Genomic DNA, 25,834 nt, shown 5'->3' with positions numbered 1-25,834 from the left:
TGGTGACAAAGATAATCTTTCAAATGTTAAAATAGCATAAACACACAACCCTGTGACTGAATGTTTGCTGCAGATGTTGTTGGGCAAAACTCATGATTTACCTTTCAGGAGGGAGAATCACTTTTTTAACTCAATCATTCAGAATAATGACCTGAACGGCAAAATGAACAAAATATTTCAAGGTCGGCTTGACGTAAAACCTATGTCAGTGCGAAAAATTGTGGATAAAATTTAACGGTTCTCATAGAAAATCCCGTTTTTCAATCTAATTTCGCATTTAAACCAAATTCCCAAACGGGATAAATAATAAACACTATGGCATTAGATATTTTTGAAAAGATCAGAGCAAACCGCGGTCCAATTGGTCAGCACGCAAAAGGAGTGCATGGATATTTCACTTTTCCGAAACTAGAAGGAGACTTGGGACGCAAAATGACTTTCCGCGGCAAAGAGTGCCTGATCTGGAGTATCAATAATTATCTTGGATTAGCAAATCACCCTGAGGTGCGCAAAGCAGATGCAGATGCCTCAGCTAAATGGGGAATGGCATATCCAATGGGTGCACGTATGATGACCGGGCAAACGGCAGAACACGAAGCACTGGAAGCAGAACTTTCAGATTTTGTAGGAAAAGAAGATACTATACTTGTAAACTTTGGTTATCAAGGTATGTTGTCAGCAATTGATAGTCTGGTTGACCGCAAAGATGTAATTGTCTATGACAGTGAATCACACGCTTGTATTATTGATGGTGTGCGTTTGCATGCAGGAAAACGCTTTGTGTTCCAACACAATGATATGACCAGCTTTGACAAACAAATGGAACGTGCAACTCGTCTTGCTGAAGAAACCGGTGGAGGTATTCTCGTAATTACTGAAGGTGTTTTCGGAATGGCAGGAGACCAAGGTGTATTGAAAGAAATTGTAGAATTCCGTAAATCGGGTAAATATAAATTCCGCCTTTTTGTTGATGATGCTCACGGATTTGGTACCATGGGTAAAACCGGCGCCGGAACAGGTGAAGAGCAGGGTTGTCAAGACGAAATTGATATTTTGTTTGGAACATTTGCAAAATCAATGGCATCTATTGGCGCTTTCATTTCATCTACTGAAGATGTTGTTGAATTCCTGCGTTACAATATGCGTTCGCAAATGTTTGCAAAATCACTGCCAATGCCAATTGTTGTTGGAGCGCGCAAACGTCTTGAATTATTGAGAACACGCCCTGAATTAAAAAATGATCTTTGGAAAATTGCATCTGCATTGCAAAAAGGATTAAAAGATGCAGGCTTTAATCTTGGCCGCACAAATACTATGGTTACTCCTGTGTTCTTGAGTGGTTCGTTGGCTGAAGCAACAAATTTGACATTTGACTTGAGAGAAAATTATGGAATTTTCTGTTCCATTGTAGTATATCCGGTTGTGCCTAAAGATGTGATCATGTTGCGTATCATTCCTACTGCTGTTCACACGTTGGAAGATGTACAATATACCATTGATACTTTTAAAATATTACAAGAGGGATTGAAATCAGGCAAGTACAAATCAGATGCACTAGCTAAAGTTGAAACCGACAAAGGATTCAAATTGGATAACATCAAAGAATAATATTTCTTGACTTATAAAAGGTAACCTCACTGTAATTAGTGGGGTTATTTTTTTGTCTTGTATACATGAATTTTCATTTACGTTTTTTGACTCATTTTTTATTAACACTTATGTTTTTATTTTAGCATTACAGCTTATTCATCTGATTTTATGCTATTTATGTTTTTGAAAAAAGGTTGTGAATTATCAAAACTTGCAAATTGTGCAAGTTTTGATAATTTATTCTATACCTTAGTATCATGTCAACGTATACGATACGATCAGAATATCTAAGCAAGTTAGCCTCATACAAAGACACTCAATTAATTAAAGTGGTGAGTGGATTAAGGCGTTCTGGCAAAAGTACCCTTTTAAAGTTATACCAGGAACAATTACTAAAGCAGGGGATTGGTAAGAAACAAATCCAGTTTTATAATTTTGAGTTGCCAGAAAATTACCTTAATAAAACATGGAGCGATTTATATTTTGAGATAAAGCAGAAAATGCAACCTGAAAAAACCAACTATATCATGTTGGATGAGGTTCAAAATATTCCACAATTTGAAAAACTGGTAGATGGACTTTTTGCAACAGAAAATACGGATGTTTATGTTACCGGTTCCAATGCATTTTTGCTGAGTAGCGAACTAGCGACACTGTTGAGCGGAAGATATATTGAAATCTCTATTCTACCATTTTCTTTAAAAGAATATCTAACGACAAGAAGAATTGAAATCCAAAATGAATATTTGAATTTTGAGGCACTATTTTTTGATTACGTTAACGAAACTTCTTTGCCAAAAGGTGTTGAATTGCGCAGTGGTGGCTATGACAAAATCCACGAATATCTTGAGGCGATTTACACAACCATCATTGAAAAGGACATCACCCAAAGACACCAGATAAATGATAAACGAGCTTTTGCAAACATCATTAAATATACAGCTTCGCATATCGGTAGTCCACTTTCACCGGGCAATATATCAAGAGCACTGAAGCAAGACGGTCAGACCACCCACCATGCTACCATCGAAAAATATCTTGATTATCTCGTAGCGGCGTTCATTTTTTACAGAGTAAATCGCTTTGATCTAAAAGGCAAAAAACAACTTGCTACGTTAGAGAAGTATTACATAGTTGATGCAGGTTTACTGAATGTTTTGGTAGGGAAAGACCGCAACACTGACCGCGGGCACATACTTGAAAACACCGTTTATTTGGAACTGTTACGCCGTGGACATAAAGTATGGACCGGTACTTCTAGAAATAGGGAAGTTGACTTCGTTTGCAAAACACCCACAGGAGAAATAACATATTATCAGGTCGCTTGGCAGATAACAGATGAAGATACTGCTGAACGGGAATTTAATGCTTTGCAAAAAATTAACGATAACTATCCAAAATATTTACTCACAACAGATTCTTTCACGCAAAGCCGAAATGGTGTTCAGCATTTGAATGTTTTCAAGTGGTTATTAAATATTAACTGAGGAATAAATCGAAAAAATTAGCGTCCTTACTCCACAATCTCATACTTAGTTTTGCACACATCACGAGAATAGCGATTGAAATGCCACCACTCTGTTTGAATACCTGAAAAACCACCGGCGCGCATGGTTTCACGCAACAATTTTCGGTTCTCAATTTGTTCCAAGGATAACATTCCTGAATCAAGATAGGCTTGCTCATATCGCGGATACGCAATGTGTCTTATATCATCATAATCTGCACCCATGTCTACGGGTGTGCCATTCAGGTGAGCAATAGTTATGTCAACAGCCGCACCATAATTATGCACTGATCCATTTTTTGGATTGGAAACAAATTTTGTCTTTTCATTCAACGGCATATCCAAAATATCCCACATGAATTGCTGAACACTTCTTGGTCTCACCCCATCAAAAACCAACAAGGTTAGTGTGCTGTCTAATTTTTTAAGATATTCCTGACAAATTTTTAAATCCTGCGCAACATCCGGCTGTAGATAAATTCTATTCAAATGTCCATAGACATCCTGATGCATAAAATTATTGGTATCAGAGTAACGCACATCAACTAAAATACCGGGAATAATATCTTGAATATTAACTAATCCTGATTCAATTAAAGACAGTTCTAATGAATCCATAATATAAGGATCATTGGTTAACACAGTTGTAGTATCAACAACAGCCTGAAGAGAATCAACAGGGAGGTCTTGAATCTCAGCCGGAACTGTGCTATCTTTGCAGGAGCCCAAAAACAAAACCAACCCAAATGGAACAAGATTACGCATCATCAGCAAAGATACCAAATTTGATTGTGATGATAAGGCCGCGTGCGTTTGCCTATAATGCTGAAACAGCAAAAAGCAATTCTTTTCAGCACAATGAGCTCGGTGAGGATGTTTCATCCTTAGCATTAGCTGAGTTTGATAAAATGATCTTGGCACTCCAATCAAATAATTTTCAAGTTCAAATTTTTGATGACCTTTCTGATAATTTGCCTGATTCAGTTTTCTCCAATAATTGGATGTGTCATTTACCTGAAAGCATATTTACCATTTTTCCAATGCTTACACCGAATCGCAGAGCTGAGGTAAGAGCAGATGTGGTTGAATGGTTTGGAATAAACACCAAAATAAAACATCTCATTGATCTACGTGTTTATAGCATTGATCAAAAATTTTTAGAAGGCACCGGAAGTATTGTCTTCGATTATCGAAACAAAATTGCTTATGCATGTGAATCACCCAGAACCAATATCTCTCTATTTGAAAAATATTGCCGGATGATTGGTTACGAGGCAGTATCATTCCGCAGCACTGATTTAAACAGCTCACCCATTTATCACACCAATGTGATGTTATGCATTGCAGATCGCTTTGCCATTGTTTGTCTAGAGTCAATTCACGATTTAGTAGAACGCAAAATGCTTGAAATAAAATTGCGTGAAACCGTGCATGATATTATTGATATCTCATATCAGCAAATGAATCAGTTTGCTGCCAACTGCATTGAAGTGCACAATCAAAATAACATATCGCATCTCTTGATGAGCACCACGGCTTTTACTTCATTGACAGAAGAACAGAAAACGATCATTGGTAAACATTCCACTATCCTTCATTTTGACATACCTGTAATTGAAAAAGTTGGTGGAGGAAGCGTGCGTTGTATGATTACCGGTGGATTTGTTTCGTAAAAAACTGCATTCGCCAGATAAATCGAGAAAGATTTTTTACAAATGAAAACACTCCATCATTTGCGGAACGACCACATCCCAACCCAAGTCTGATTTTATTTTCACGCGAAAAGTGTCGGCTTGATGCGGTTCACCATGATTGAGAAATACTTTTTGTGGTGCGAGTTTAAATTTTTTCATCCAGTCAAGCATTTCTTGTTGATCACCATGTGCTGACATGGATGAAATTGATTCAACATGACATTTCACTTTTTTATACTCACCAAAAAATTTAATCTCCAATTCACCATGCAATATGGAGCGACCCCTTGTACCTGCCGCCTGAAAACCACAAAACAAAATGGTGTTATTTGGATTTTCGATATGATTATTGAGATAGTGCAAAATGCGTCCACCTTCTAACATTCCACTCCCGGCTAGAACAATTTTTGGTTTTTTATCATGCACAACTGCCCTTGAAGTTTCATAATCTGTAATGAAATGCACGTCATTATACATCTCATTAAAATGCGTATGCGACAAGTTTTGCCACTGCGGATACCGATCGTATACCGCTGTTGAATTTATGCCCATTGGTGAATCAAGATAAACCGGTATATCAGGCAAACGTCCCTCTTCACGCAATTGATATAAGAGATAAATTAATTCTTGCGCACGTTCAACTGCAAATGACGGTATCATAAGAATACCCTTTCGTTCAAGCGTTTCATATATAATACGCAACAATTCTTCTTTAATATTTTGCGTTGCATGAATACGGTCACCATAGGTTGATTCCATCACCAGAAAATCTGTTTGATCAATTCTTTTTGGCTGATACAATAGCATAGGATTTGATCTGCCAATATCACCTGAAAATAAAATTCTCTTTTGATTTACTTTCATATCAACAAAGGCTGAACCTAAAATATGACCGCTGTTAAGGAATTGAAATTTAAAATCAGAATTCAATATAACCCATTCACTCAGCTCATGCGTGACAAAATGTTTCATGGTCAGTTCTACATCTTCAGGCTTGTAAAGTGTCTTTGCTTTTTCATGACAGGTATAAGATTTTCTATTTGCTCTGTCAGCATCTTCAACTTGAATTTTAGCGCTATCTTTTAAAATAATTTCAGCTAGTTCAGCGGTTGGTTTGGTACAATGCACCTGACCTTTAAATCCATTTTTTACAAGCACCGGCAAGTATCCAACATGATCAAGGTGAGCATGTGTGAGAATGAGGGCAGATATAGTTGCTGGATCAATGGGAAATTCATTCCAATTCAACAAGCGCAGTTCTTTGAGTCCTTGAAAAAGACCACAATCAACCATCACTGAAAAATTGTTGAATTCAACAAGCGTTTTTGAACCGGTAACTGTACCTGCACCGCCTAAAAATTGAAGTTTGATCTGGTTCATTGAATTAGTTTTTGACTAAATTAATTAATCATTCAATTATAAACCATGATAAAATTCAGTTGCAAAAATTGATTAGGCATTTAATTCTTTGCGCAGCCATGATAACGCTTCTTCACGCTCAGTAAACATTCTGGTTTTAATGAAAGGCTTGTTCACTGCAAGGTAAAAATTACCCACAATACGATGCCCAAGCGATTCAACCAAAAGGGCTTTTGCTATTGTATTTCCGACGTATTCTTTGCTTGCAACCACTTCTCTTGCTCCGCGTGATACAGATGATAGATGACCAGAAGTGACTAAAACTACATAAGGCTTGTTGTTGGAAATTTTCAAATTGTACTTTTTAATTTCCCAAGCGTCACGAGACTCAATAGTTGCATTATTTTTAACCACCGTTTCAAGCAAGCCCGGTTCAAGCTCACGTATAATGTATTTGTCTGTTTCAACCAGATGTGTTGTGATATCTGTTTTATCTTGAACCATACTTTAAAGGTAGAAATAATTTTGTTTGAAGGCAAGATGCGTAGGGAAATTAGCACTTTTCCCTGCGTATAATACAGTCATATCATGGCTTTGGAATTGGTATCATTAAAAATAAATTAACTTTGACGTGTAAAATTAAAACGCAACATTGTGACTCTTATCAAATCTATTTCAGGTATACGCGGAACAATTGGTGGTAAAGTTGGAACTGCCCTTACACCGGTTGATACCGTAAAATTTGCATCAGCTTATGGAACTTGGCTTTTGAAAAGAAATAACGCAAACACAGTAAAAGTTGTTATCGGTCGTGATGCGCGAATTTCAGGTAAAATGATTTCTGACCTCGTCATTTATACACTTCAAGGATTGGGAATTGATGTTATTGATCTTGATTTCTCCACAACCCCTACCGTTGAAGTTGCAGTACCTTTTGAAAACGCACAGGGAGGTATTATTATTACTGCCAGTCACAATCCAAAACAATGGAATGCACTGAAACTTTTAAATGAAAAAGGTGAGTTTATTTCAGACGCTGATGGAAAAGAAATATTAACTATTGCTGAACAAGAAGATTTCAATTTTGCTGAAGTAGATAAACTGGGCAAGGTAACTGAAATTGAAACGTACATTCAAAAACATATACAAGCCATTTTGAATTTGAAATTGGTGCGCGCAGATTTAATACGACGTTGCAATTTTAAAATTGTAGTTGACGGAGTAAATTCTACCGGAGGTTTATTTGTACCCGCATTATTGCACGCATTAGGTGTAACCGATGTCATTGAATTATACTGTGAGCCTACCGGACAATTTCCTCACAATCCTGAACCGCTGCCTGAACACCTTGGAGATATCATTCAAAAAGTGAAAGACAGCAATGCACATTTAGGAATTGTAGTTGATCCAGATGTTGATCGCTTGGCATTTGTTTGTGAAGACGGTTCACTATTTGGTGAAGAATATACCTTGGTTTCAATTGCAGATTATGTGCTTCAACATACACCCGGAAATACGGTTTCTAATCTTTCATCTACCATTTCATTGAGAGAAGTTACAGAAAAATATACAGGATGTTCATACCACGCTGCTGCTGTTGGTGAAGTGAATGTGGTGACTAAAATGAAAGAAGTAAATGCCGTAATTGGTGGTGAAGGAAACGGCGGTGTGATTTATCCTGAATTGCATTACGGAAGAGATGCTTTGGTTGGAATTGCCCTGTTTCTATCACAGCTTGCCATTGCACAATTGCCCGTTTCAGAAATGCGAGCACACTATCCAAACTATTTTATCTCAAAAAATAAAATTGAGTTAGAACCATCCATGAATGTAGATGCTATTTTGGAATCAGTTGCCAAAGAGTACGCCAATTATGAAGTTGACAAAACAGATGGAGTAAAAATTTATTTCGGATCTGAATGGGCGCACTTGCGTAAAAGTAACACAGAACCTATCATTCGCATTTATTCTGAATCAAGCTCAGAACAAAAAGCAAATGAAATTGCCTTTGCGATCATGGATAAAATAAAATAAGTTGCAGTTAGCTAAACACTTTTTTTGTTAGATCAGTTACAATTCAATTACCAGCTCATCAATTTATTTTCCGGTTGATTTCTCTTTTTTGTATAAGACAAATGAATAAATCAAACCAAAGAGAGACGCAGCTACAAGCACCAGTGCAGGTGCAAATGGCGCAAGATTGAAGCTTACAAAAAATATCACCGGTAAACTTGCCAATCCACCATAAAAATACATTCTACCGGTAAGTAGATGCGTTTTTTTCCACACAGTTTCACTACTCAATGTCCACGGCGTTCTGATTCCAATAAAATAATTGGTTCTAACCGCTTGCATATAATTACCCAAGAACAAACATATCAAGGCCAGCAATAATCCCATCATTTGTAAGCCGGTGTGCACATCACCATAGGCCAGATAAACACCTATTGCACTAAGACCGGCAAATATGATTGTTAATCCAACCCGCAACCTGAAATATATTTTTGCATGCTCTTCAGCAAATTTTTTTGGATCAATAAACGGAATCACCAAAAAGAGAATATACCCAAGTCCATTCATCAATCCTACGAGCCAATATAATTTATCTTTTGAGCTGTATGAATCCGGCTCTCCTTCTAAATTAAAATGCATGGGGATTTCAGCCGGCAATGCGTCATATATCATCACTAAATAAATTACAGGCATCACGTGTATTATTATAAACATGATTTCTTTCAGCAAACGATTCGTTTTCATAATTCTATTTTTTTTTATTTTTCAATTTCATTACCCATTTTAACAGGTCATCCATGATGGTAGTATTAATACTGTAAACTACAAATTGTCCTCTTTTCTCTGTTGTCACCAAATCTGACTGTTTGAGCAAATCCAAATGATGTGAAATACTTGGCTTAGTCATGTTAAACTGATCTGCAATTTCACCCGCTGTCATATCTCGCTCACGCAATAACTCCAAAATTCTTCTGCGTGTATCATCATTTAATGCCTTAAATAATCGGTTCATTTAATTCGTTATTTAGACAAATATCTAATTATCTAATTAAAAAAGCAAATTTTTTTCAAACTATTTTACATTAGTATCAAAAAACCGCTTCACAGAATTTTTTTTTTCAGCATGACACAGATCGACCGGCATCCTACACCTATCGCCAATCTTTCAGAAATCAATCCGCTTCAAATGATGGGTTAAACCTTGAATATTATGCTGATTTTTAGGATGTCTTTTCTACTATTCGAAAATAGGTAATTTTTTGGAATGACAATTACACATCATCAACTAGGTTATCGTTTGACTCGCGCGATTTTTGCTTCTTTGACAACCTAACAATAATGAAGCTCATGAGAACTGACAAAATCACAGCTGAATTTGATAGTCCAATAATAAATACAACACGATTCGGTCGTGATGAAAGAGATTTAAGAAAAAACCAATCAAATAAAGCCAAAAGAAGTATACTACAAATTATAGCTATTAATTTGTACTTGAATAAATAGTGTAACAAACAGATCGCAAAAACAAATACTGCATAGAATCTTGCACCGTAATAGACCGTAAGAGACCACGGCAAATCTCGTCTTTGAAGTGGATAATAATCGTTCATCCAGTCGTAAGTGAAACCGACGAGACAAATATTTACTACAGGAATTAGCAATAAGACTATTATAATTTCTATTGATTTTGCCATTCAAAAAACATAAGCCTCTGTAAATATTATGCCACCACAAGTACCTCTAAGTGCATAAAGGTAGACGATACTCCATAAAGATAATTCTTATTTCAAGCTTTACCTGTAACACAGAGAACGTTGGATAAACTTTGCTCATCACATTGTAAGAACGTTGAATGCAAAAGCGGTGTCTTTATTAACTATTTCTCCGCAAGAAATATTTTAATCTCATGTAAAAAAAAATCCCGAAGGGATGAAATACGTATAACCCTGAAAGGGTGACATAATCACTGCAGGTTGGTGTTGGGAATTAAAAAATCAGGTATTGAAAAAAAAAACGGCACTTATCTCCACCCGCGCATATTGCACACGTTTTCTTTGAAAGGCTTAAAAGTAAACATGATGCCGTAGAAGGCATACCAGTCTTTGTTGCTGGAATTGCCACGGTTGAAACCAACGTTTGATAGTTCAGAACCATTGACACTGCGGTCAGAAAATTCAGCTGCAAGTGAACCATTAAATGCAGATAAGATGTCCGGATCAACATAATTTCCTGAAACATCATCCAGATAATCTGTAAATGTTTTTCTGATTCCGTATTCAATTGAAATTGCCATACGAGGGCGCAAATTAAATTTTAATCCAATACCCAGCGGAACAGAAATTTGATTTAGTTTATAAGGTTCCTTGTCTGATAAGGTTGTTCCCTGCCCTTCTGTTCCCAAATTTTGCAGCGTATAATCTTCACCATTGAGTTCAGCGGTTGGATTCATTTTGAAGAAAGCGATCTCATAAAAAAAGTATGGCGTAATGGGGTGTTTCATGTTATTGATATTGTACTCAAACCAATCAAGCTCAATTCCAAAAGCCAACTCAAGAATATCTGATTTAAAACTCAAATTGCGTTGCACCTGAAAAACATCATCTGCATCAGCATCATTGCCGTAAACATTTCCATAAGATGCGGTAAATCTGAGTGAATAACGGCGCGTGAGATTATATCTGAAAATGGCACCAAATGCAGGTTTGCTGTAAACAAAATGTTTTGCCGGATTCAGATCTCCAAGATAATAGGAACCACCACCATAAAAACCAAATTCGGCCGCAGTTTTAAAACCTTGTGCAAAAACCGTTGCCCCTGAGACAAAAATAAAAATGGTGAGAAAAATATGTCTGCAAAAATGCCCCATCAGAATTTCGGAATAAATGTCTGTCCCTTTTTAAAACGGTAATGTACAGAAATTATTGCGAACATATAAGCATCATTGTATTTTGGGTTACCTCTTTGCAGATAATTATAACTGCCATCACCCATTGGAACAGCCCCTGTATACCCCAATGAGGGATCAACGGAACGATCACTCAACGCTGCAGCAGTGGTGCCATAATTGGCTTCAATTACATCTGCCCGATAATACGAAGTACTGACATCATCAATATAATCTGAAAAAGTATAACGCAATGACATATCCAAACTTACGCTCCATTGTTTGTCTATCATATATTTTAATCCTGCTCCAACAGGAAAACATAATGTATATCGTTTGTATTTATCCGGTCTTCCGGCAAGCCCTTGCCCTTCTGTTCCCAATGGTTGAAGTGCAACCCAATCTCCGTTGAACTTTGCCTTTGGATTAAAAAAAGTCAAGCCAATACCGGTATAGAAATATGGAATAAAGGTGATTGACTGTGTACCGGCAATACCAGTTACTTTATAATTTGGTGCAACGCGATCACCGTTTGGATAATACTCTGCCATGACAGAAATTTCACCAATCATTGATCTGAAACTTAGATTTCTGTTATTCCTGATTACGTTTTTGGTATTGGCATCATCACCTGAAAGATATCCCCAAGCAAACATACCTCTAACTGAAAAAGCGGGTGTTATCATGAATTTATATCCGGCTGTCAGTGTTGGACGGGTTGGCCTTACACGTAAATCTTTTACACCATGCGTTCCAATTCCTTTTGATCCGCCCAAATCACCTAGAAAATTAGATGCACCAACACCAAACTGCACTTCATGCCGCACATAACGCCAGGCTTGGGCATTTGCAAAGTCTGCAAAAACCAACAATATCAAGCATGAAAGCAGTTTTTTCATTGTAAAATCATACGCAGATGAGGGGATCACGGTTTCACCAGGGTACCAAATTAACGAATTTAATTCAAAAATGGTTGGGTAATTTACCCTAGGATGAACGTTTTAAACCTGGAATTGTTGAGTTAGCCAGACAAATTCGTCTACGCTTAAAGTTTCAGGGCGACGACTAAAAAAATCAGGATGCGCCTCAAATAGTGGTTTAAAGCCTTGTTCAAATGATTTTAGTGAATTGCGCAGCGTTTTACGTCGCTGGTTAAATGCCATTTTTACAACTTTCTTAAAAAGTTCTTCATTGCAATTCAACTTTTCTACTGAATTTCTTCTGAGTCTGATAACTCCACTCTTCACTTTTGGTGGTGGAATGAATTTGTCTTCACTTACCGTAAAAAGATATTCAGTTGAATAAAACGCCTGCACAAAAACAGATACAATGCCGTAATCTTTTGTGCCGGGACCTTTCACCAAACGTTCAGCTACCTCTTTCTGAAACATCCCTACCAATTCAGGTATCTGATTTTTATTTTCAAGCACTTTGAAAACAATCTGCGTTGAAATATTGTATGGAAAATTACCTACCACCGCAAATGGTTTAGTACCCATTAATGAGGTGATATCTGCTGATAAAAAATCTTGCGAATAAATATGTTTATCTAACTGCGGATAATGCATACGCAAATAGGTAACTGATTCCTGATCAATTTCAATCACCGAAGTTTCAAAATCAGTTCTTGTCAACAAATGTTTTGTCAGTGCGCCGGTACCCGGACCAATTTCAAGCACGTGTTGATAAGCGCCATTTGGTTGAATAGCATTGGCAATTTTTTCACACACTTCATCATCTTTTAGAAAATGCTGCCCGAGATGTTTTTTTGGCCTTACGTTCATTTTGAAAAACTATTTTCTACACGCAGCAGAGTTCTGAACGCAACAAATTTACCTGCATATCGACTGGTTTGTTTTTGCTGCAAGTCAGGAGCAAACTCATCACGATACTTTTCATACGTAGCCATATCAGGTGAAAGATATTGTATGGCATAAGATTTTCCTCCATCCTCTTCAGCCAAAATGCGAGAGATTTTTGCCTCAAGAAAAAGACCGGTTGCCATTACTTCAGGGATGTGAGTTTCTTGCATCCACTGCAACCAGTCATCATGAACATCATGATCAACATTCACTGTTACATTGTAAATTATCATTGGGCTTGTTGTATTTCTGTATACCGTTCACGCGCCTCAGCTCCATGAATACTGGCAGTAAATTCAAATAAAATTTTACGGTAAAATTCTGCCGCTTTAGTTTTATCTTCTAATTTAAAATCATAGATGCGCGCAATGCGTATAACGGCATCATCAGCAAGAATATCATGACCGTAGGCTTCATACACTTCAATATAATATTCTATTGCTGCTGTCCAGTTATGTTGTTTTTCCATGATCTCCCCTTTTCTGAAAAGTACTTCATCAGCAAGATTATGAAAAGGATATTGTCTGGTCAATGAGTCCAACATAAACAGAGCAGAATCATATTTATGTTGTTGAATAAATAAATCAGCGTGTGCAAAAATCTGAACAGGTGCACGCGTGGTATCAATACCTAAATTATCTTGCAATAAAAGTGACAACTGCATAGCGTCATTGGCAATTAATTTACTGGTTGATGCCTTAAGAACATCTAATTGAGCTTTGGCGTATTCAAATTCACCGTCATAATAAAAAACGCATGCATTTTTAAACTTTGCTTCATGTCCGATTATGTCTTCAGAAAAATCTTTTTCAACTTGCATGTACAATAATGATGCATCCCATATTCTATTGCTTACAACATAAATATCACCCAATAAAACTTTCAATTCAGCTTTTTGTTTTGGATTGAGCGGTAATGCCAAAGCCTCTTTTATAACGCGCTCAGCTTGCACAGGCTGGTTGAGATAAAAGGCATAAATTTTTGCCAACTGAATCATTAAGCCAAGCGTTTGTTGTGATTTTCCAAGGTTGGTCAACGCTTCTTCATAACGCAATGCCAATGCTTCTAATTCTGCATCAGTATAATTTGCCTTATCAGTTAATAAAATGAATTCAATTTTAAGTCCGCCTTCAATGGCCAGACTGTAATACGGATTTGTTTTGCCCAATTCAACAATGTATTGATAAGCTTTCACAGCAGCATCATACGCTTTATTATACTGACAAATTTGTGCAACTTCATAAACTTTTTTACCGTTCAGGCCTTTTCTTTTATCATAGGCTTTAGCCTGAATAACAGCGCCTGAAAATTCTTTTTTCTGCAAATAAAACCAAATCATCATTTCACTGTAATGATCAGCATCAGGATACGTTTGAACACGCTCAAGCAATTCAATGCGCAACATTTCAACCTTTGCAGGTTCTTCAGTAAAATCAATTGCGCGCGTTAAATAAGTTTGTACTGTTTTCAAATAGCTCGGGCTGTAATCAAGCAAATTCAAATACTCTTCAATCATTTTTGCCGGCTCATTCATTTGGCTATAAATGTCAGCAAGCTCTAACTGAAAAGCGTAACCTTTTTTTAGCATTTCTTTACCCTTCAGATAGGTTTGTAATGCGTATTCAAGTTTACCGCGCTGTCTGAATGCTGTTCCTAAATATTCAACTCTCGTTTGAACGGCTTCAAGATCATCAATTAATTTTTGATAGATTGCATCTGCATCTTTTTGCCTATCTGTTTCTTCATAAACCATGGCAAGCAAAAATTTTGCATCTATATCATAGGGGTCACGTTTAATTTGCTTCTCTACCAGATCTTCACAATCATCAAATTTTTGTTGATAGAACAGACACATGAAATACCGCTCAAAATAGGTTTTTGATTTGTATTGCTTATGAAGTTTTTCGTAATAAATCTCTGCCTTGGCAAATTCACCTTTATCATAATAATACGCAGCCAGTTTTGCATCATTGTCTACGGGCTGTGCATCTGCATTAAGTGGCAGACAAAAAACCTGAAACAAGAAAATGAGCTTAAGGCATCGTATCACCATGTTCATTTTTAATTAATAAAACATACGCATCAACATTAGGCACCGCATCGTAAAAAATTGCTGATTGTGATTTTTGTAGATCATAAAAATCACCAAACATTACTCCAAAATTCGTCAGAGCTTCAGTTTCAATTTTCAGATATTTTTCTATTTCGTCTTTATCATAAACCCCATTGATGATATCAGTTTTCAAATTGGTAAATTGCCTCCGCATGAAAAATATTTCGTCGTTGAATTTCATTTTATTTCCGCCGATATCTTTCAATGATTTGCGAACACCTTTACAATTATTCATCCATGAACCCAACAGCTGAGGCACTGTATCTGATACACCATATTGTTTGATGGCATTTTCATTTTCCAATACGTGATTTACCATCCACTGCAAACTGTCAAACTGTATGGTGTGATACAAAGAATCATACTCATCAATTACTGTCAGGCAGGAGTCTATTTTTTCAATTTCATTAGCGTATTTTTTTGCAGGATCACAGGAAGAAATAGTTACACACAAACTTGCGGCAAGCATTAGAAATATGCCTTTCTTCATTTTTTTCATACGCCAAAAATTGAAACCGTTCATGCTATTCTTCATAACTCAAGAAAGTACAGTTTAGTATTAAATGCGTTCAAAACCGGTGTACGGAATCAGTGCAGCCGGAATACGAATTCCGTTTTCATCCTGATTATTTTCAAGCAGCGCTGCAACAATGCGTGGCAGTGCCAAAGCAGAACCATTCAAAGTATGTGCCAGTTTATTTTTACCATCTTTATCTTTATACCTTAACTTCAGACGATTTGCCTGATAGGTTTCAAAATTTGAAACAGAACTTACTTCAAGCCATTTTTGCTGCGCTGCAGAATATACTTCAAGATCATACGTGAGTGCAGATGTGAAACCCATATCGCCTCCACATAAACGCAACACACGGTAAGGCAATTCAAGTTTTTGTAAAAGTCCTTCCACGTATTTCACCATAGCATCTAAAGTTTCATAAGATTTTGAAGGATGTTCAATTCTGACAATTTCAACTTTATCAAATTGGTGCAGACGATTCAAGCCACGTACATCTTTTCCATACGAGCCTGCCTCACGTCTGAAGCATGGTGTATAACCTGTCACACAAATGGGCAATTCATTTTCCTGCAACAACACATCTCTGTACATATTAGTCAGTGGCACTTCAGCAGTTGGAATGAGATAAAAATCGTCTACAGTGCAATGATACATCTGCCCTTCTTTATCAGGCAACTGACCTGTGCCATAACCTGAGTCTTGATTCACCACATGAGGCGGAATTACCTCAAGATAACCTGCTTCACGCGCTTGGTCAAGAAAGAAATTAATCAACGCACGTTGTAATCGAGCACCTTTTCCATAATAAAACGGAAAACCGGCACCGGTTACTTTTACGCCCATTTCAAAATCAATGAGGTTGTATTTTTTTGCCAAATCCCAATGAGGTAAAGCATCTGACGACAGTGTTGGCATAATACCACCGGTTGCGGCTACTTCATTGTCTTCAGCTGATTTGCCGCTAGGAACTTTTGCGCAAGGTACGTTTGGAACTTCATACAATTTTTTTTGTAGTTCATCAGCCAGTTGCGCTTCTCTTTCACGAGCAGTTTTCTCGCGCTCTTTTAGTAAAGCTGTTTTTTCTTTTGCTGCACTTGCCTCAGCTTGTTTACCTTCTTTAAAAAGTTGACCTATTTCTTTAGCAATGCGGTTTGAATCTGCTGCTATATCATCCAACTCTTTCTTCGTTTCACGCCATGCTGCATCGGTGGCATGAATGGCATTTATTTTTTCAGTAAAATCAATATTTCTTTTTTTCAGACCTTCAATGACCTGATCTTTTTCTTCTCTGATGCGCGCTATTTCTAACATGTTTGGTGATTTGAACCGGTAAATTTACAAAATAATACCGAAAGCATGTTGGCAATTGCAGGCGCAGGTTGCAGCATGTGTATGCGGGACTATCTGATCTTTCAACGCGTGTGGCTCACCACTTATCTCATTTTAAGCAATTGAATGGGTATTAAACGAGACGGGTTACAATTTATCTTTCTGTAGGCGCAGGTCGCAACCTACGCCTATACGATGAGTTTGATTTGCAACCCTTCAATTGACCTCAAGATTCTATTGCTTAATTAGGATAATCTGATTCTGTTCAACATGTAAATCTGATATGAACTAATTCATTTCTATCTTGATTATAGATTCAATTCACAACTAGGATCCCAGAATACATCCTTGAGATTTATTACTTGATCATTTTTTACCACGACTCCTTCTTTTTCCAACGCCTTTTCCATAGCCTCAGGCGAATCAAAATGAAATTTACCGGTGAGCATTCCGTTGCGGTTTACCACCCGATGCGCCGGCACCGGATTTTGTAAATGATGTGAACCATTCATAGCGTACCCCACAAGCCGACTTGATTTAGCTGCGCCAAGATATTTAGCAATAGCCCCGTAAGATGTAACTCTGCCAAAAGGAATTAGACGAACTACTTGGTAGACGTCTTGAAAGAAATCTTTTTTTGAATCCATCCGCCTAATTTTTTTACAGATGCCCAAAGCGGATTTGACGGTGGTAACTCATCTGCATTCAACAAATAGTAATAACCGTTTTTTAGTGAAGCAAACAAATAAGGTTCTTTGCCTGATGATCCTAATCTTGGAACAAGTACCATGTAATCACTGAAGCAAGCTGCAAGATAACGTTGCTCATTTTTAATATTGAGGATGGTTTCAGTGGAAAATTTTCCACAATATTCAAATGAATCTTTGAACGCGTAAGCTCCCCACCGACGGGCATGCCTAATATCTCTTTTTCTGAAAATACGATTGAAATCAAGACGCAATTCATCAACATGACTCATTTGTCCGGTGTTTTTTGTAAGAATCATATCACGCACCGCATCTTCTGAAAGTTCTTCTCCGGCAAATAAATTATGTACCTCAAACAACACATCATCAGCACTCGATACCCGAATGTCTGAAAGCTCTCCGTCTCTATAAAATCTTGCTAATTTCAAAATCTTCGTTTCTTATAGTACGCTTTCCAATTGTGAGCGTTGCCTCTAATTTAGCACCAAACTAACTTTTTTCAATGGTTTTAGCCCATGATTTTCAAACAGGCAATGTTAAATATCAGTCTATCTGAAACTTACAATACTTAATCAAATGCCCTCGAGATGAAAAAAGTTGTTCATAATAGGTTTTGATATGTAAAATTTTGCGTGTTTGCTCGTCATAATCTGCTGATGGCCTACCATACAAGTCCCAGGTGCTCTCCAGTAATTTGTATCCGTTTTCTGAAATTTGATCAAGCGTTGATTCAAATAATAAATCACTATCTGTTTTGAGATGAATGATGCCGCCGGGTTTTAAAAACTTGCGATACAATTCAACAAAGTGTTTTGAACTTAATCGCTTGTTTGGTTTTTGAGGTTGCGGATCAGAAAATGTCAGCCAGATTTCATCCACTTCACGCTGATCAAAAAAAGCATCAATAAAATCAATTCGCGTGCGCAAAAAAGCAACATTGTGCATATTGCTTTCTGTCACTTCCTTTGCGCCGTACCAAATGCGTGCGCCTTTGATATCAACACCAATGTAATTATGTTCAGGAAATTGTTTTCCCAAACCAACTGAATATTCTCCCTTGCCACAACCTAATTCCAAAATAAGAGGATGCTCATTTTTAAAATAATCTGATCTCCATTTTCCCTTCATATAATAGGTGCGATGAAAACAATCATCCATGGAAGGTTCAAAAACGCAGGGCATTTTTTTCACTTCAGCAAATCGCTGGAGTTTTTTTTTTGCACTCATGCTTTAATCTTCATTTAATTTTTTCAAATGATTTCCAATTTGCATCAACAAATCTATGCGAGGAGATGATTCATTTTTATTTTCTGCAAGATAATTTCCAAGCACTATTAAACCTTCATTAATCACTTCATCTGAAGGTAAAGTTTCTAGATTTTCAATGATTGTTTGAATTTCAAAAACTTCCATCAAGTCACCATCAATTGCTAGGTTAACAAGCCCCGCAACATAGGGAGAATAATCTAACCCAGAACTCCAAGCTGAGGTTAGCAAAATAATTTTCTGATCAGCATATTTTTTATCTGCAAGATACTTCATGACCACAGCCGGTGTTTTTTCTGACTTGATGGTATTAAGCAAATCACTTATTTCATTTTTCAATTCATCAGAACCAGTTGTTTTGTAAACATCAAGCAAATTTCTGATGATTGTTTCATTTCCATGCGCACGCAAGGCATCAACAGCAGCAAGTTGTTTATCTATGTTTTCTGATGACAAATCATCGAGCAGAAGTTGTAATTTTTTATTTTTATTTTTTTCCTGTTCCGCCATTTTTTATTTGCGCATTTCATTATTTATTTCTTGTCAGGATATTTTTCAATGCATGAAAAATAACTCAAGACCATTTAGACTAAAAAAGCAAACCTGTAAGCCGGGTTCTGTATTCGCCATGGGCGAACTCCTGTCATTTATCTGGCTCAGTCATCACTGACAAAGTCTATCTATCTACCCTCCGGGTTGCTCAATGAGCCAAGGCCGAGCAGACCTGACCCCGGTATACGTGATATTTCAGTTCATGAGGTTTACCTTGCCGGTTATATCACTACAACCGCGGTGAGCTCTTACCTCACCTTTTCACCCTTACCATCCAAAGTATAAACTTTAGTTGGCGGTTTAAGTTTCTGCGGCACTTTCTGTCAATAAACCTTTTCAGGTGAACTGCCTTCCCGTTAGGAAGCATGATGCTCTGCACTGCCCGGACTTTCCTCTGCACAATTTTCATGCACAGCGACAAGACGGTTTGCAAATACAAAGATAAGGCATTATGTCTTTCAGATTATCAAGTCAAGGCACTCTGTTTAATCTCAAATTATGCAATTGTATGAATATTGAACAAAAACGGGTTGCAATTTATGATCGTCCCGTAGGCGCAGGTCGCGACCTGCGCCTAGGCAATGAATTTGATTTAACCCTTCAATTGACGTTCAGATTCTAGTGCTTGATTGGGCTAATGCAAGACAATGATTCAACCTTTGCATGACAGTTTTTTCTCGCAATTTTCAGCATAAAAAAAAAGACTGCTCATTAGAACAGTCTCTCAATTTTTTAAATGAATATTTTTTATTCAACAATGAGTTTTGTTGCAGAAATTCCGTCAGCACTATATAATTTAATTACGTATACACCGGTTGTCCAATCAGCCACATTTAACTGAATTTGATTTGAATTTACTTGTTCAGTCAACATGATTTGTCCTGAAACAGAATAAACTTCAATCTGCTGCACACCTGGTTCAACAACAACGGTTACATTTCCATTTGCCGGGTTTGGATAAATTTCTCCGGCAAAAGATTCAGACTCTTCAATGCTTGCAAGATTTCTCTCTTGATCTTTAAATTCAACACGTGTGATTACCTCATTGCCACCAACTATTTGTGCAACTACTTTCATCACCGGAATTTTATTTCCTTCAGACCACCAAGTGTAATGAACCTCATCAGGAGTTGGCAACTCAAGCCATGTTCCACCAAATCCAAAATCAACGTAAGCTGAATCATCATACATCAATTCTGATCTCACTCTGATAGCATCAAATGTTCCAAAACGGGTAGTGATTGTTCCCCATCCGTCAACTTCAGATGTGCGATATTGGTACCGTTGAAAAATTCCATTGAAAGCCGGATTCAAATCAACATAAATGTATGAGTCAGATGTCCAAGCATCACCATAAGACATAGGTAATTCATATTCTGTGTCAATAGTATCAGAAGCCATAGGAACTTCATATCCGTTTAGATTGAGACCCAAACCTACATTCTGAACAACTGAACTGGTAATTTTTACGAATCCAACCGGATCAGAAATAGCAATACCTACATCTTCAGCACCGGCCAATTCAAATCCAATTAAATCATAATAATAATCTGAAGCATAATCAGGTTGCAAAATGAAATTATTAAACTGCAACTGATACAAGGCGCTTGCATCTGATAAATTGAAAAAAGTATCAATACGCTGTGACATGATGTGTAGCGTGCTGTAATCCCAGGTGAAATCAGTTCCGGTTTGTGTTAAATCAAGTGATGTATCATCTGAAACACTCACAAGCGCAGTGTCATCTGCACCCGGAAAATCTGACTGATCAATTGTAATTTGTGCATCGGCATGATAGACAAAAAGTACACATGCAGATAAAAGTAAAAGTTTATTCATGGTTTATTTTGGTTTAGAAATTTTTATGTTCTCAATGTATGCAAAGCAGCAAGTCAGTCAGATTTGGAGTAAAAGATTATACTCATTTTATTCCAACACTGATAGTGCCAGTCATATCATCCAAATGTAATGAATCTGTTTGATTATCATTATATAATACAGACTCAAAAGAAAAATCAAATTTGGTAGACTCAGGTTGAAGATCAGAATTTACGTAGGTTGAAATATTTGCGGTATGAAAAATTTGCTCAAGATTGAGGGGGCAATGCTCACTGCTATACCATTGACCGTCCTTTTTCATGGAAACAATTACGTTGCCATAATGAGATGTTGGATCTTCCGGAATCAAATAATAATATTTCATCTGCCAATAATGTTCGCCATTTAAAAATCTGATCAGTGTTTCATAACGTGCTTGGTTACCGCTAATATCAGTATACTCATGTCTAAGTGAATAAATTCCGTCTTGCATTGGCTTGACTAATTGAGCTTCATTACTCACCAATTCGTTATTAAGATACCAGGCATGTGTTCCTTCTAAATTGCTAGGCTGCGTGTGTAAGGTATCACCTTGCCCTGACGAGGTGAACTCAGCAGAAATCTGTTCCTTTTCAAAACCAAAACAAACCGGAATATTAAAACTTTCTGATGAACTATAATCAGTAAATTTCATGGTAAGAGGATGTATTCCAAACTCAGTGAAATTAACCTGAGTCATATATTCAAAATCACCTGATTCATTTTTAATTAGAATGTAATTAAACTGACTATAGTTGAGTCCGAAGTTAAATTTTATTGCTCCAGGTTCATGCACCAAATAATTCAAAGTCTGAGATGAAATAGCAGCAACAGATGATCCATTGTAAAAAATTTCAGGTTCAAGTATTTCAATTTTGACAGCCATGTCACCAGTACCTGCATTGATTTGCCCGTAGTAGGTATTTATACCGTTCATCTCACCAACACCGTATGTAAAAGTGGCGTCATCAAGACCAACAATCCAGTTGATTGAATCATCATTTACATCCCCTCTGATTGAATAATACGGTTCATTTTCATCAGGCAATACCGGCAAAGGTTCTTTCTTACAAGCAGAAAAAATGACCATGAATATAATTAGTACAAAACCGTTTTTCATCTGATACAATTGACAAATGTGTATTTAATTCCAAGTGTTACGTTCATTTCACGATCCTTAAATTCGTCATGAATAAATTCATCATCAGAGCGGTCAAATAATCCGGCACTGCCATTTAATTGAAGTGCAAATCGTTGGTTTAATTCAAACTCATAACCGATACCCATTCGCAAATCAAATTTTTTAATTCCATCTTTTACTCCCCAATTGTTGTTCACTGTGGTGATGCCAGCATCAGGCTCATTTTGATATGACATATTGGATTGAACAAACACAAGATAATCTGCACCTAAAGTGAATCTTAAGTTTTGTCTGCGATCAATTTTATAACTCATCACCAAAGACGTGTTTGCATAAATCATGTCTTTCAGTTGTAATTTATACCAGAATTTATCAACTCCGCCGGTATGATTGAAAACAGTTACGCGACGCTCAGTTCCAAAATCATTTTGTCTCACATGATTGAATGAAAACTGTCCTCCAAATTCAAAATTTCTGAATCTGTCATGTGAAGTTCTTTTATACTCAAATCCTACGGATGTTCTCCATGATGGCGTCAGTTCATATTCTCCATATTTGTTGCCAAGCCCGGCTTGTCCAATAAATGACACTGAATGATCAGGCAAATTGGTATATTTTTCAATTTCTATCAGAGGCACATTGAATGCATCATCTTCTCGCTGAATTTTATTGATTGTTGCTGCAGAAAATTTAGTTGGTGTTGAAGTGAAATCTGACGTAAATATTTCATGAACATTTTCAGAATTTTCAACTTGATTATGCTCATTGTTGATGTCAATTACCGGTTGGCCGCCTGCAATTGCATTATCGCTATCATCTGATATTCCGGTTCCATGATCAGGCATATCAGAACCATTGACTGAATGATTATCACCCGGTAGAGTTAAATCTCCATTTGAAAGTTTTTCATTGTCTGAATTGTGTTTGAATTCATGATTTAATTGATCAGTGTAATTTTGTTCAATGCGGTGATTGTTTGATTCAGACTCAGTATTGTTATTTGAAACGGTAAGAGTTTGATTATTCAGATTAGTTTGATGGTAGTTACGATTCAATTCTTGATGATGATTTTGATTTCGTGCAAACCCGACATGTGAATCATTCACAAAGAAAAATGCACCACCAGAAATCAACAGAAGAATAGCAGCAACAGATGCCCAGCGATAGAAGAACACACTGCGATCTCCCTTATCAAGCAATATGCGCGCTTGATCCCAATATTCAGATTTATATTCAAAATGTAATCCTTCATTTTGCAATGCGGTATCAGCCTCAGTCCAATATGCAGGATGATAATCTGCAGTAATCAAATTAGATGCAGCAAGGAACGCTTCATCTTGAAACAAAATTTCTTCTTGTTGCAAAAACTCAGTCCATGCAGCAGCGCTATATGTCAAGTTTTGATTTGAAGCCGCGTTGTGAAATGTACCATCAAGCAAAGCGTCGTCAAGTGAATTACTCACATCTGCAGGCGCAGTAACCATGAACTTGTCAGCCGCATAGCGAAAAGCGTCATCCAAAGCAGCATCATCAAGATTTGCTTTCATCTCATTCCAGTAATCTGCCTTATAATTCAATTTTTGGTCTTGAGCGGCAGCTCTGAAAATATCATCCATATTTTTATCCTCAACACTCACTTCTTTATGCCCAGATTTCCAGATTATTTGATTTTTGAATTTTTAATATCATATCGCGAAGCAATTTGCGCGCGTTGGACAAATGCCATTTTGATGTTCCGTCTGAAATCTCAAGCATCTCTCCTATCTCTTTGTGTGTATAGCCGTCAATCACGTAAAGATTGAAAACCTTGCGGGAAACATCCGGTAATTTTTTCAGCAATCCCATCAAAACATCCGTTTCCATTTTAGACCATACATCATTCTCAATTACTTCACTTTTTATCTCAAGCTCACGATCAGTTTCTTTTGCATCTACTAATTGCAGATAGTTTTTATTTTTTCTGAATTCATCAATAATGGTATTCATTAGAATTCGTCTTGCCCAAGCTTCAAATGGTGTATCAGGCTTGAGTTTATCAAGATTGCGGCAAATTTTTACAAAACCAATATTGAGAACGCTTCGTGCATCCTCCTCATTCCGGTGATAGCGCATGCAGGTAGGCATTACTTTTACATAATACCACTCGTAGAGCTTTTCTTGCGCTCTTCGATCATTTTTTCTGCATGCCTCAATTAGCCTTTCATCTATCATACAGCAAGTTTAGCTAAAAAAGACCAACCAGCAGTTCGGCTGGTTGGTCCGAATAAGTAGTTCATTACAGCAAACCCAAAAACTATAATAAACATTTTCTTACCTGTATAACGAGTTTGCTTAACTTAGGGTTGGAATTGTATAAAAGATTTTTCTAAACATGCTTCAGCTTCACTTGCTCAGACACGGAAAAGCCGTGAAATTCACAGATGAATCATCTGATTTTCAGAGACATTTAAACAAACAAGGTACCGCGCAAGCCAACGTACTAGGTTATATTTTAAAACAAAGAAATTATAAACCCAATCAGATAATTGCCTCCTCGGCTGTGAGAACAGCGCAAACCGCTGAAATTGTAAGACACCATCTGGATGGAACTTCCATTGAATATCATGCTGATTTGTTTTTGGCCGAACGATCTGTCATTCTGCATCGCATCCATAAAACAGGAAAAGGAAAAAACCTTTTGTATATAGGTCATAACAATGGCATTTCTGATTTGGTGTCATGGCTAACTGGTAAACAAACAACACTGGCTACATGCCAATGTGCGGTAATTGAATTTCCGTTTGACGATTGGAATTTAATTTCAGGAAACACCGGAAATCTTATTGAAGTCATTACTCCTGACGTTGTTTCTTTCTGATGAAAAGTGAAGATAAAATAATTCTTGGTGTTGACCCCGGTACTGTGGTAATGGGCTATGGCTTGATTCACATTCAAGGCAACAGTATTTCACTCATCACATTTGGAGTTTTAAAACTGAGTAAAATTGAAAATCAACCTGACAGATTAAAGCGGATATTTTCAAGGGTTGATCAACTCATTCAAGAATATCATCCGGATGAAATGGCCATTGAAGCGCCTTTTTTTGGCAAAAATGTTCAGTCCATGCTCAAACTTGGCAGAGCACAAGGGGTGTGCATTGCCGCAGCACTTCAGCGCAACATTCCAATTGAAGAATATTCGCCAAAAAAAATCAAACAATCTCTTACAGGAAACGGAAATGCAAGTAAAGAGCAAGTTGCTGCTATGCTCATGCGTCAATTGGGTATTAAAGAAGTTCCTGATTATTTAGATGCGACCGATGCGCTTGCAGCAGCAGTTTGTCATTATTATCAAAAAGGAGTTGGACTCAACAACAAAGCAAAATCAGGAAACTGGAAATCATTTCTTTCTCAAAATCCTGATAGAATTAAATAGCTTAATTAACCCTGAAAAGTTGATCAGTA

Annotated in this window: 26 protein-coding genes and 1 other RNA gene; 6 read left to right on the top strand and 21 right to left on the bottom strand. The window is 37.0% G+C overall.

The window, feature by feature from the left end; genetic code table 11:
• Nucleotides 1-315 precede the first annotated feature (315 nt).
• A complete protein-coding gene (locus tag IPH66_02160) occupies nt 316-1,608 on the top strand; it encodes an aminotransferase class I/II-fold pyridoxal phosphate-dependent enzyme (GenBank protein ID MBK7128156.1) in 1,293 nt (430 codons plus the stop codon).
• 239 nt (nt 1,609-1,847) lie between these two features.
• Complete coding sequence (locus IPH66_02155; GenBank protein MBK7128155.1) at nt 1,848-3,077, top strand: ATP-binding protein; 1,230 nt, start codon at nt 1,848-1,850, stop codon at nt 3,075-3,077.
• Between the two features lie 26 nt (nt 3,078-3,103).
• On the opposite strand, the gene IPH66_02150 is transcribed toward IPH66_02155, so the two are convergent.
• The gene (locus IPH66_02150) at nt 3,104-3,715 is read right to left on the bottom strand and encodes a M15 family metallopeptidase (GenBank protein ID MBK7128154.1); all 612 of its coding nucleotides are present in this window, start codon (nt 3,713-3,715) and stop codon (nt 3,104-3,106) included.
• 128 nt (nt 3,716-3,843) lie between these two features.
• Between IPH66_02150 and IPH66_02145 the strand changes: the two genes are divergently transcribed.
• Nucleotides 3,844-4,770 (top strand): amidinotransferase, encoded by a 927-nt coding sequence (locus IPH66_02145; GenBank protein ID MBK7128153.1) that lies wholly within the window; start codon nt 3,844-3,846, stop codon nt 4,768-4,770.
• Nucleotides 4,771-4,806: 36 nt separating this feature from the next.
• Here IPH66_02145 and IPH66_02140 read toward each other — a convergent pair whose 3' ends face one another.
• Together IPH66_02140 and IPH66_02135 are read right to left on the bottom strand one after the other, a co-directional pair.
• Nucleotides 4,807-6,171, bottom strand: a complete 1,365-nt coding sequence (locus tag IPH66_02140) for an MBL fold metallo-hydrolase (GenBank protein MBK7128152.1) — start codon at nt 6,169-6,171, stop codon at nt 4,807-4,809.
• Between the two features lie 72 nt (nt 6,172-6,243).
• A complete protein-coding gene (locus IPH66_02135; protein MBK7128151.1) occupies nt 6,244-6,654 on the bottom strand; it encodes a hypothetical protein in 411 nt (136 codons plus the stop codon).
• Nucleotides 6,655-6,804: 150 nt separating this feature from the next.
• Here IPH66_02135 and glmM point away from each other — a divergent pair, with 150 nt between their 5' ends.
• A complete protein-coding gene (glmM, locus tag IPH66_02130; protein MBK7128150.1) occupies nt 6,805-8,184 on the top strand; it encodes a phosphoglucosamine mutase in 1,380 nt (459 codons plus the stop codon).
• A 63-nt stretch (nt 8,185-8,247) separates the two neighbouring features.
• Here glmM and IPH66_02125 read toward each other — a convergent pair whose 3' ends face one another.
• From IPH66_02125 to IPH66_02040, 18 genes are all read right to left on the bottom strand, one after another.
• On the bottom strand, nt 8,248-8,907 hold the full coding sequence (locus tag IPH66_02125; protein MBK7128149.1) for an SdpI family protein: 660 nt from the start codon (nt 8,905-8,907) through the stop codon (nt 8,248-8,250).
• 4 nt (nt 8,908-8,911) lie between these two features.
• A complete protein-coding gene (locus tag IPH66_02120) occupies nt 8,912-9,175 on the bottom strand; it encodes a winged helix-turn-helix transcriptional regulator (protein ID MBK7128148.1) in 264 nt (87 codons plus the stop codon).
• Between the two features lie 1,008 nt (nt 9,176-10,183).
• Nucleotides 10,184-11,029 carry an outer membrane beta-barrel protein gene (locus IPH66_02115; protein MBK7128147.1) on the bottom strand — a complete coding sequence of 282 codons (846 nt, stop codon included), beginning with the start codon at nt 11,027-11,029 and terminating at the stop codon, nt 10,184-10,186.
• Nucleotides 11,029-11,946, bottom strand: a complete 918-nt coding sequence (locus IPH66_02110) for an outer membrane beta-barrel protein (protein MBK7128146.1) — start codon at nt 11,944-11,946, stop codon at nt 11,029-11,031. Before IPH66_02110 ends, IPH66_02115 begins: the two co-directional genes overlap by 1 nt.
• Nucleotides 11,947-12,048: 102 nt before the next feature.
• Nucleotides 12,049-12,831 carry a 16S rRNA (adenine(1518)-N(6)/adenine(1519)-N(6))-dimethyltransferase RsmA gene (gene rsmA, locus IPH66_02105; GenBank protein MBK7128145.1) on the bottom strand — a complete coding sequence of 261 codons (783 nt, stop codon included), beginning with the start codon at nt 12,829-12,831 and terminating at the stop codon, nt 12,049-12,051.
• Complete coding sequence (locus IPH66_02100; protein ID MBK7128144.1) at nt 12,828-13,142, bottom strand: DUF4286 family protein; 315 nt, start codon at nt 13,140-13,142, stop codon at nt 12,828-12,830. The genes rsmA and IPH66_02100 overlap by 4 nt, the downstream gene beginning before the upstream one ends.
• Nucleotides 13,139-14,962, bottom strand: coding sequence for a tetratricopeptide repeat protein (locus tag IPH66_02095; GenBank protein MBK7128143.1), 1,824 nt, complete (start codon nt 14,960-14,962; stop codon nt 13,139-13,141). The genes IPH66_02100 and IPH66_02095 overlap by 4 nt, the downstream gene beginning before the upstream one ends.
• Nucleotides 14,943-15,521 carry a hypothetical protein gene (locus tag IPH66_02090; protein ID MBK7128142.1) on the bottom strand — a complete coding sequence of 193 codons (579 nt, stop codon included), beginning with the start codon at nt 15,519-15,521 and terminating at the stop codon, nt 14,943-14,945. The genes IPH66_02095 and IPH66_02090 overlap by 20 nt, the downstream gene beginning before the upstream one ends.
• A 60-nt stretch (nt 15,522-15,581) precedes the next feature.
• A complete protein-coding gene (gene serS / locus IPH66_02085; GenBank protein MBK7128141.1) occupies nt 15,582-16,850 on the bottom strand; it encodes a serine--tRNA ligase in 1,269 nt (422 codons plus the stop codon).
• Between the two features lie 326 nt (nt 16,851-17,176).
• Complete coding sequence (locus tag IPH66_02080) at nt 17,177-17,515, bottom strand: MGMT family protein (protein ID MBK7128140.1); 339 nt, start codon at nt 17,513-17,515, stop codon at nt 17,177-17,179.
• A complete protein-coding gene (locus IPH66_02075) occupies nt 17,473-18,003 on the bottom strand; it encodes a hypothetical protein (protein ID MBK7128139.1) in 531 nt (176 codons plus the stop codon). Before IPH66_02075 ends, IPH66_02080 begins: the two co-directional genes overlap by 43 nt.
• Nucleotides 18,004-18,118: 115 nt before the next feature.
• Entirely contained in the window at nt 18,119-18,802 is a 684-nt protein-coding gene (gene trmB, locus IPH66_02070) for a tRNA (guanosine(46)-N7)-methyltransferase TrmB (GenBank protein MBK7128138.1), read from the bottom strand.
• A gap of 3 nt (nt 18,803-18,805) precedes the next feature.
• Nucleotides 18,806-19,351: a hypothetical protein gene (locus tag IPH66_02065; protein MBK7128137.1), complete on the bottom strand. Its 546-nt coding sequence runs from the start codon at nt 19,349-19,351 to the stop codon at nt 18,806-18,808.
• Between the two features lie 80 nt (nt 19,352-19,431).
• Nucleotides 19,432-19,827: RNase P RNA component class A (gene rnpB, locus IPH66_02060), an RNA gene on the bottom strand.
• Nucleotides 19,828-20,140: 313 nt separating this feature from the next.
• Nucleotides 20,141-21,232: a T9SS type A sorting domain-containing protein gene (locus IPH66_02055; protein ID MBK7128136.1), complete on the bottom strand. Its 1,092-nt coding sequence runs from the start codon at nt 21,230-21,232 to the stop codon at nt 20,141-20,143.
• Between the two features lie 82 nt (nt 21,233-21,314).
• The gene (locus tag IPH66_02050; GenBank protein MBK7128135.1) at nt 21,315-22,370 is read right to left on the bottom strand and encodes a hypothetical protein; all 1,056 of its coding nucleotides are present in this window, start codon (nt 22,368-22,370) and stop codon (nt 21,315-21,317) included.
• Nucleotides 22,367-24,007, bottom strand: a complete 1,641-nt coding sequence (locus tag IPH66_02045) for a hypothetical protein (protein ID MBK7128134.1) — start codon at nt 24,005-24,007, stop codon at nt 22,367-22,369. The genes IPH66_02050 and IPH66_02045 overlap by 4 nt, the downstream gene beginning before the upstream one ends.
• A 25-nt stretch (nt 24,008-24,032) precedes the next feature.
• Nucleotides 24,033-24,602 (bottom strand): sigma-70 family RNA polymerase sigma factor, encoded by a 570-nt coding sequence (locus IPH66_02040; GenBank protein MBK7128133.1) that lies wholly within the window; start codon nt 24,600-24,602, stop codon nt 24,033-24,035.
• 160 nt (nt 24,603-24,762) lie between these two features.
• Between IPH66_02040 and IPH66_02035 the strand changes: the two genes are divergently transcribed.
• Together IPH66_02035 and ruvC are read left to right on the top strand one after the other, a co-directional pair.
• On the top strand, nt 24,763-25,248 hold the full coding sequence (locus tag IPH66_02035; protein MBK7128132.1) for a histidine phosphatase family protein: 486 nt from the start codon (nt 24,763-24,765) through the stop codon (nt 25,246-25,248).
• Nucleotides 25,248-25,805, top strand: coding sequence for a crossover junction endodeoxyribonuclease RuvC (ruvC, locus tag IPH66_02030; GenBank protein MBK7128131.1), 558 nt, complete (start codon nt 25,248-25,250; stop codon nt 25,803-25,805). Before IPH66_02035 ends, ruvC begins: the two co-directional genes overlap by 1 nt.
• Nucleotides 25,806-25,834: the final 29 nt, after the last annotated feature.

Source organism: Crocinitomicaceae bacterium (genome assembly GCA_016708105.1).
Lineage (GTDB): Bacteria > Bacteroidota > Bacteroidia > Flavobacteriales_D > Crocinitomicaceae > JADJGJ01.
Note: the sequence above shows the minus strand (reverse complement) of the source record. Positions and strands in the feature narration are given on the sequence as shown.

Coding starts and splice junctions, on each gene's coding strand:
- IPH66_02160 (MBK7128156.1), top strand. CDS start 316: ATGGCATTAGATATTTTTGAAAAGATCAGAGCAAACCGCGGTCCAATT.
- IPH66_02155 (MBK7128155.1), top strand. CDS start 1,848: ATGTCAACGTATACGATACGATCAGAATATCTAAGCAAGTTAGCCTCA.
- IPH66_02150 (MBK7128154.1), bottom strand. CDS start 3,715: ATGGATTCATTAGAACTGTCTTTAATTGAATCAGGATTAGTTAATATT.
- IPH66_02145 (MBK7128153.1), top strand. CDS start 3,844: ATGGAACAAGATTACGCATCATCAGCAAAGATACCAAATTTGATTGTG.
- IPH66_02140 (MBK7128152.1), bottom strand. CDS start 6,171: ATGAACCAGATCAAACTTCAATTTTTAGGCGGTGCAGGTACAGTTACC.
- IPH66_02135 (MBK7128151.1), bottom strand. CDS start 6,654: ATGGTTCAAGATAAAACAGATATCACAACACATCTGGTTGAAACAGAC.
- IPH66_02125 (MBK7128149.1), bottom strand. CDS start 8,907: ATGAAAACGAATCGTTTGCTGAAAGAAATCATGTTTATAATAATACAC.
- IPH66_02120 (MBK7128148.1), bottom strand. CDS start 9,175: ATGAACCGATTATTTAAGGCATTAAATGATGATACACGCAGAAGAATT.
- IPH66_02115 (MBK7128147.1), bottom strand. CDS start 11,029: ATGGGGCATTTTTGCAGACATATTTTTCTCACCATTTTTATTTTTGTC.
- IPH66_02110 (MBK7128146.1), bottom strand. CDS start 11,946: ATGAAAAAACTGCTTTCATGCTTGATATTGTTGGTTTTTGCAGACTTT.
- rsmA (MBK7128145.1), bottom strand. CDS start 12,831: ATGAACGTAAGGCCAAAAAAACATCTCGGGCAGCATTTTCTAAAAGAT.
- IPH66_02100 (MBK7128144.1), bottom strand. CDS start 13,142: ATGATAATTTACAATGTAACAGTGAATGTTGATCATGATGTTCATGAT.
- IPH66_02095 (MBK7128143.1), bottom strand. CDS start 14,962: ATGGTGATACGATGCCTTAAGCTCATTTTCTTGTTTCAGGTTTTTTGT.
- IPH66_02090 (MBK7128142.1), bottom strand. CDS start 15,521: ATGAAAAAAATGAAGAAAGGCATATTTCTAATGCTTGCCGCAAGTTTG.
- serS (MBK7128141.1), bottom strand. CDS start 16,850: ATGTTAGAAATAGCGCGCATCAGAGAAGAAAAAGATCAGGTCATTGAA.
- IPH66_02080 (MBK7128140.1), bottom strand. CDS start 17,515: ATGGATTCAAAAAAAGATTTCTTTCAAGACGTCTACCAAGTAGTTCGT.
- trmB (MBK7128138.1), bottom strand. CDS start 18,802: ATGAGTGCAAAAAAAAAACTCCAGCGATTTGCTGAAGTGAAAAAAATG.
- IPH66_02065 (MBK7128137.1), bottom strand. CDS start 19,351: ATGGCGGAACAGGAAAAAAATAAAAATAAAAAATTACAACTTCTGCTC.
- IPH66_02055 (MBK7128136.1), bottom strand. CDS start 21,232: ATGAATAAACTTTTACTTTTATCTGCATGTGTACTTTTTGTCTATCAT.
- IPH66_02050 (MBK7128135.1), bottom strand. CDS start 22,370: ATGAAAAACGGTTTTGTACTAATTATATTCATGGTCATTTTTTCTGCT.
- IPH66_02045 (MBK7128134.1), bottom strand. CDS start 24,007: ATGGATGATATTTTCAGAGCTGCCGCTCAAGACCAAAAATTGAATTAT.
- IPH66_02040 (MBK7128133.1), bottom strand. CDS start 24,602: ATGATAGATGAAAGGCTAATTGAGGCATGCAGAAAAAATGATCGAAGA.
- IPH66_02035 (MBK7128132.1), top strand. CDS start 24,763: ATGCTTCAGCTTCACTTGCTCAGACACGGAAAAGCCGTGAAATTCACA.
- ruvC (MBK7128131.1), top strand. CDS start 25,248: ATGAAAAGTGAAGATAAAATAATTCTTGGTGTTGACCCCGGTACTGTG.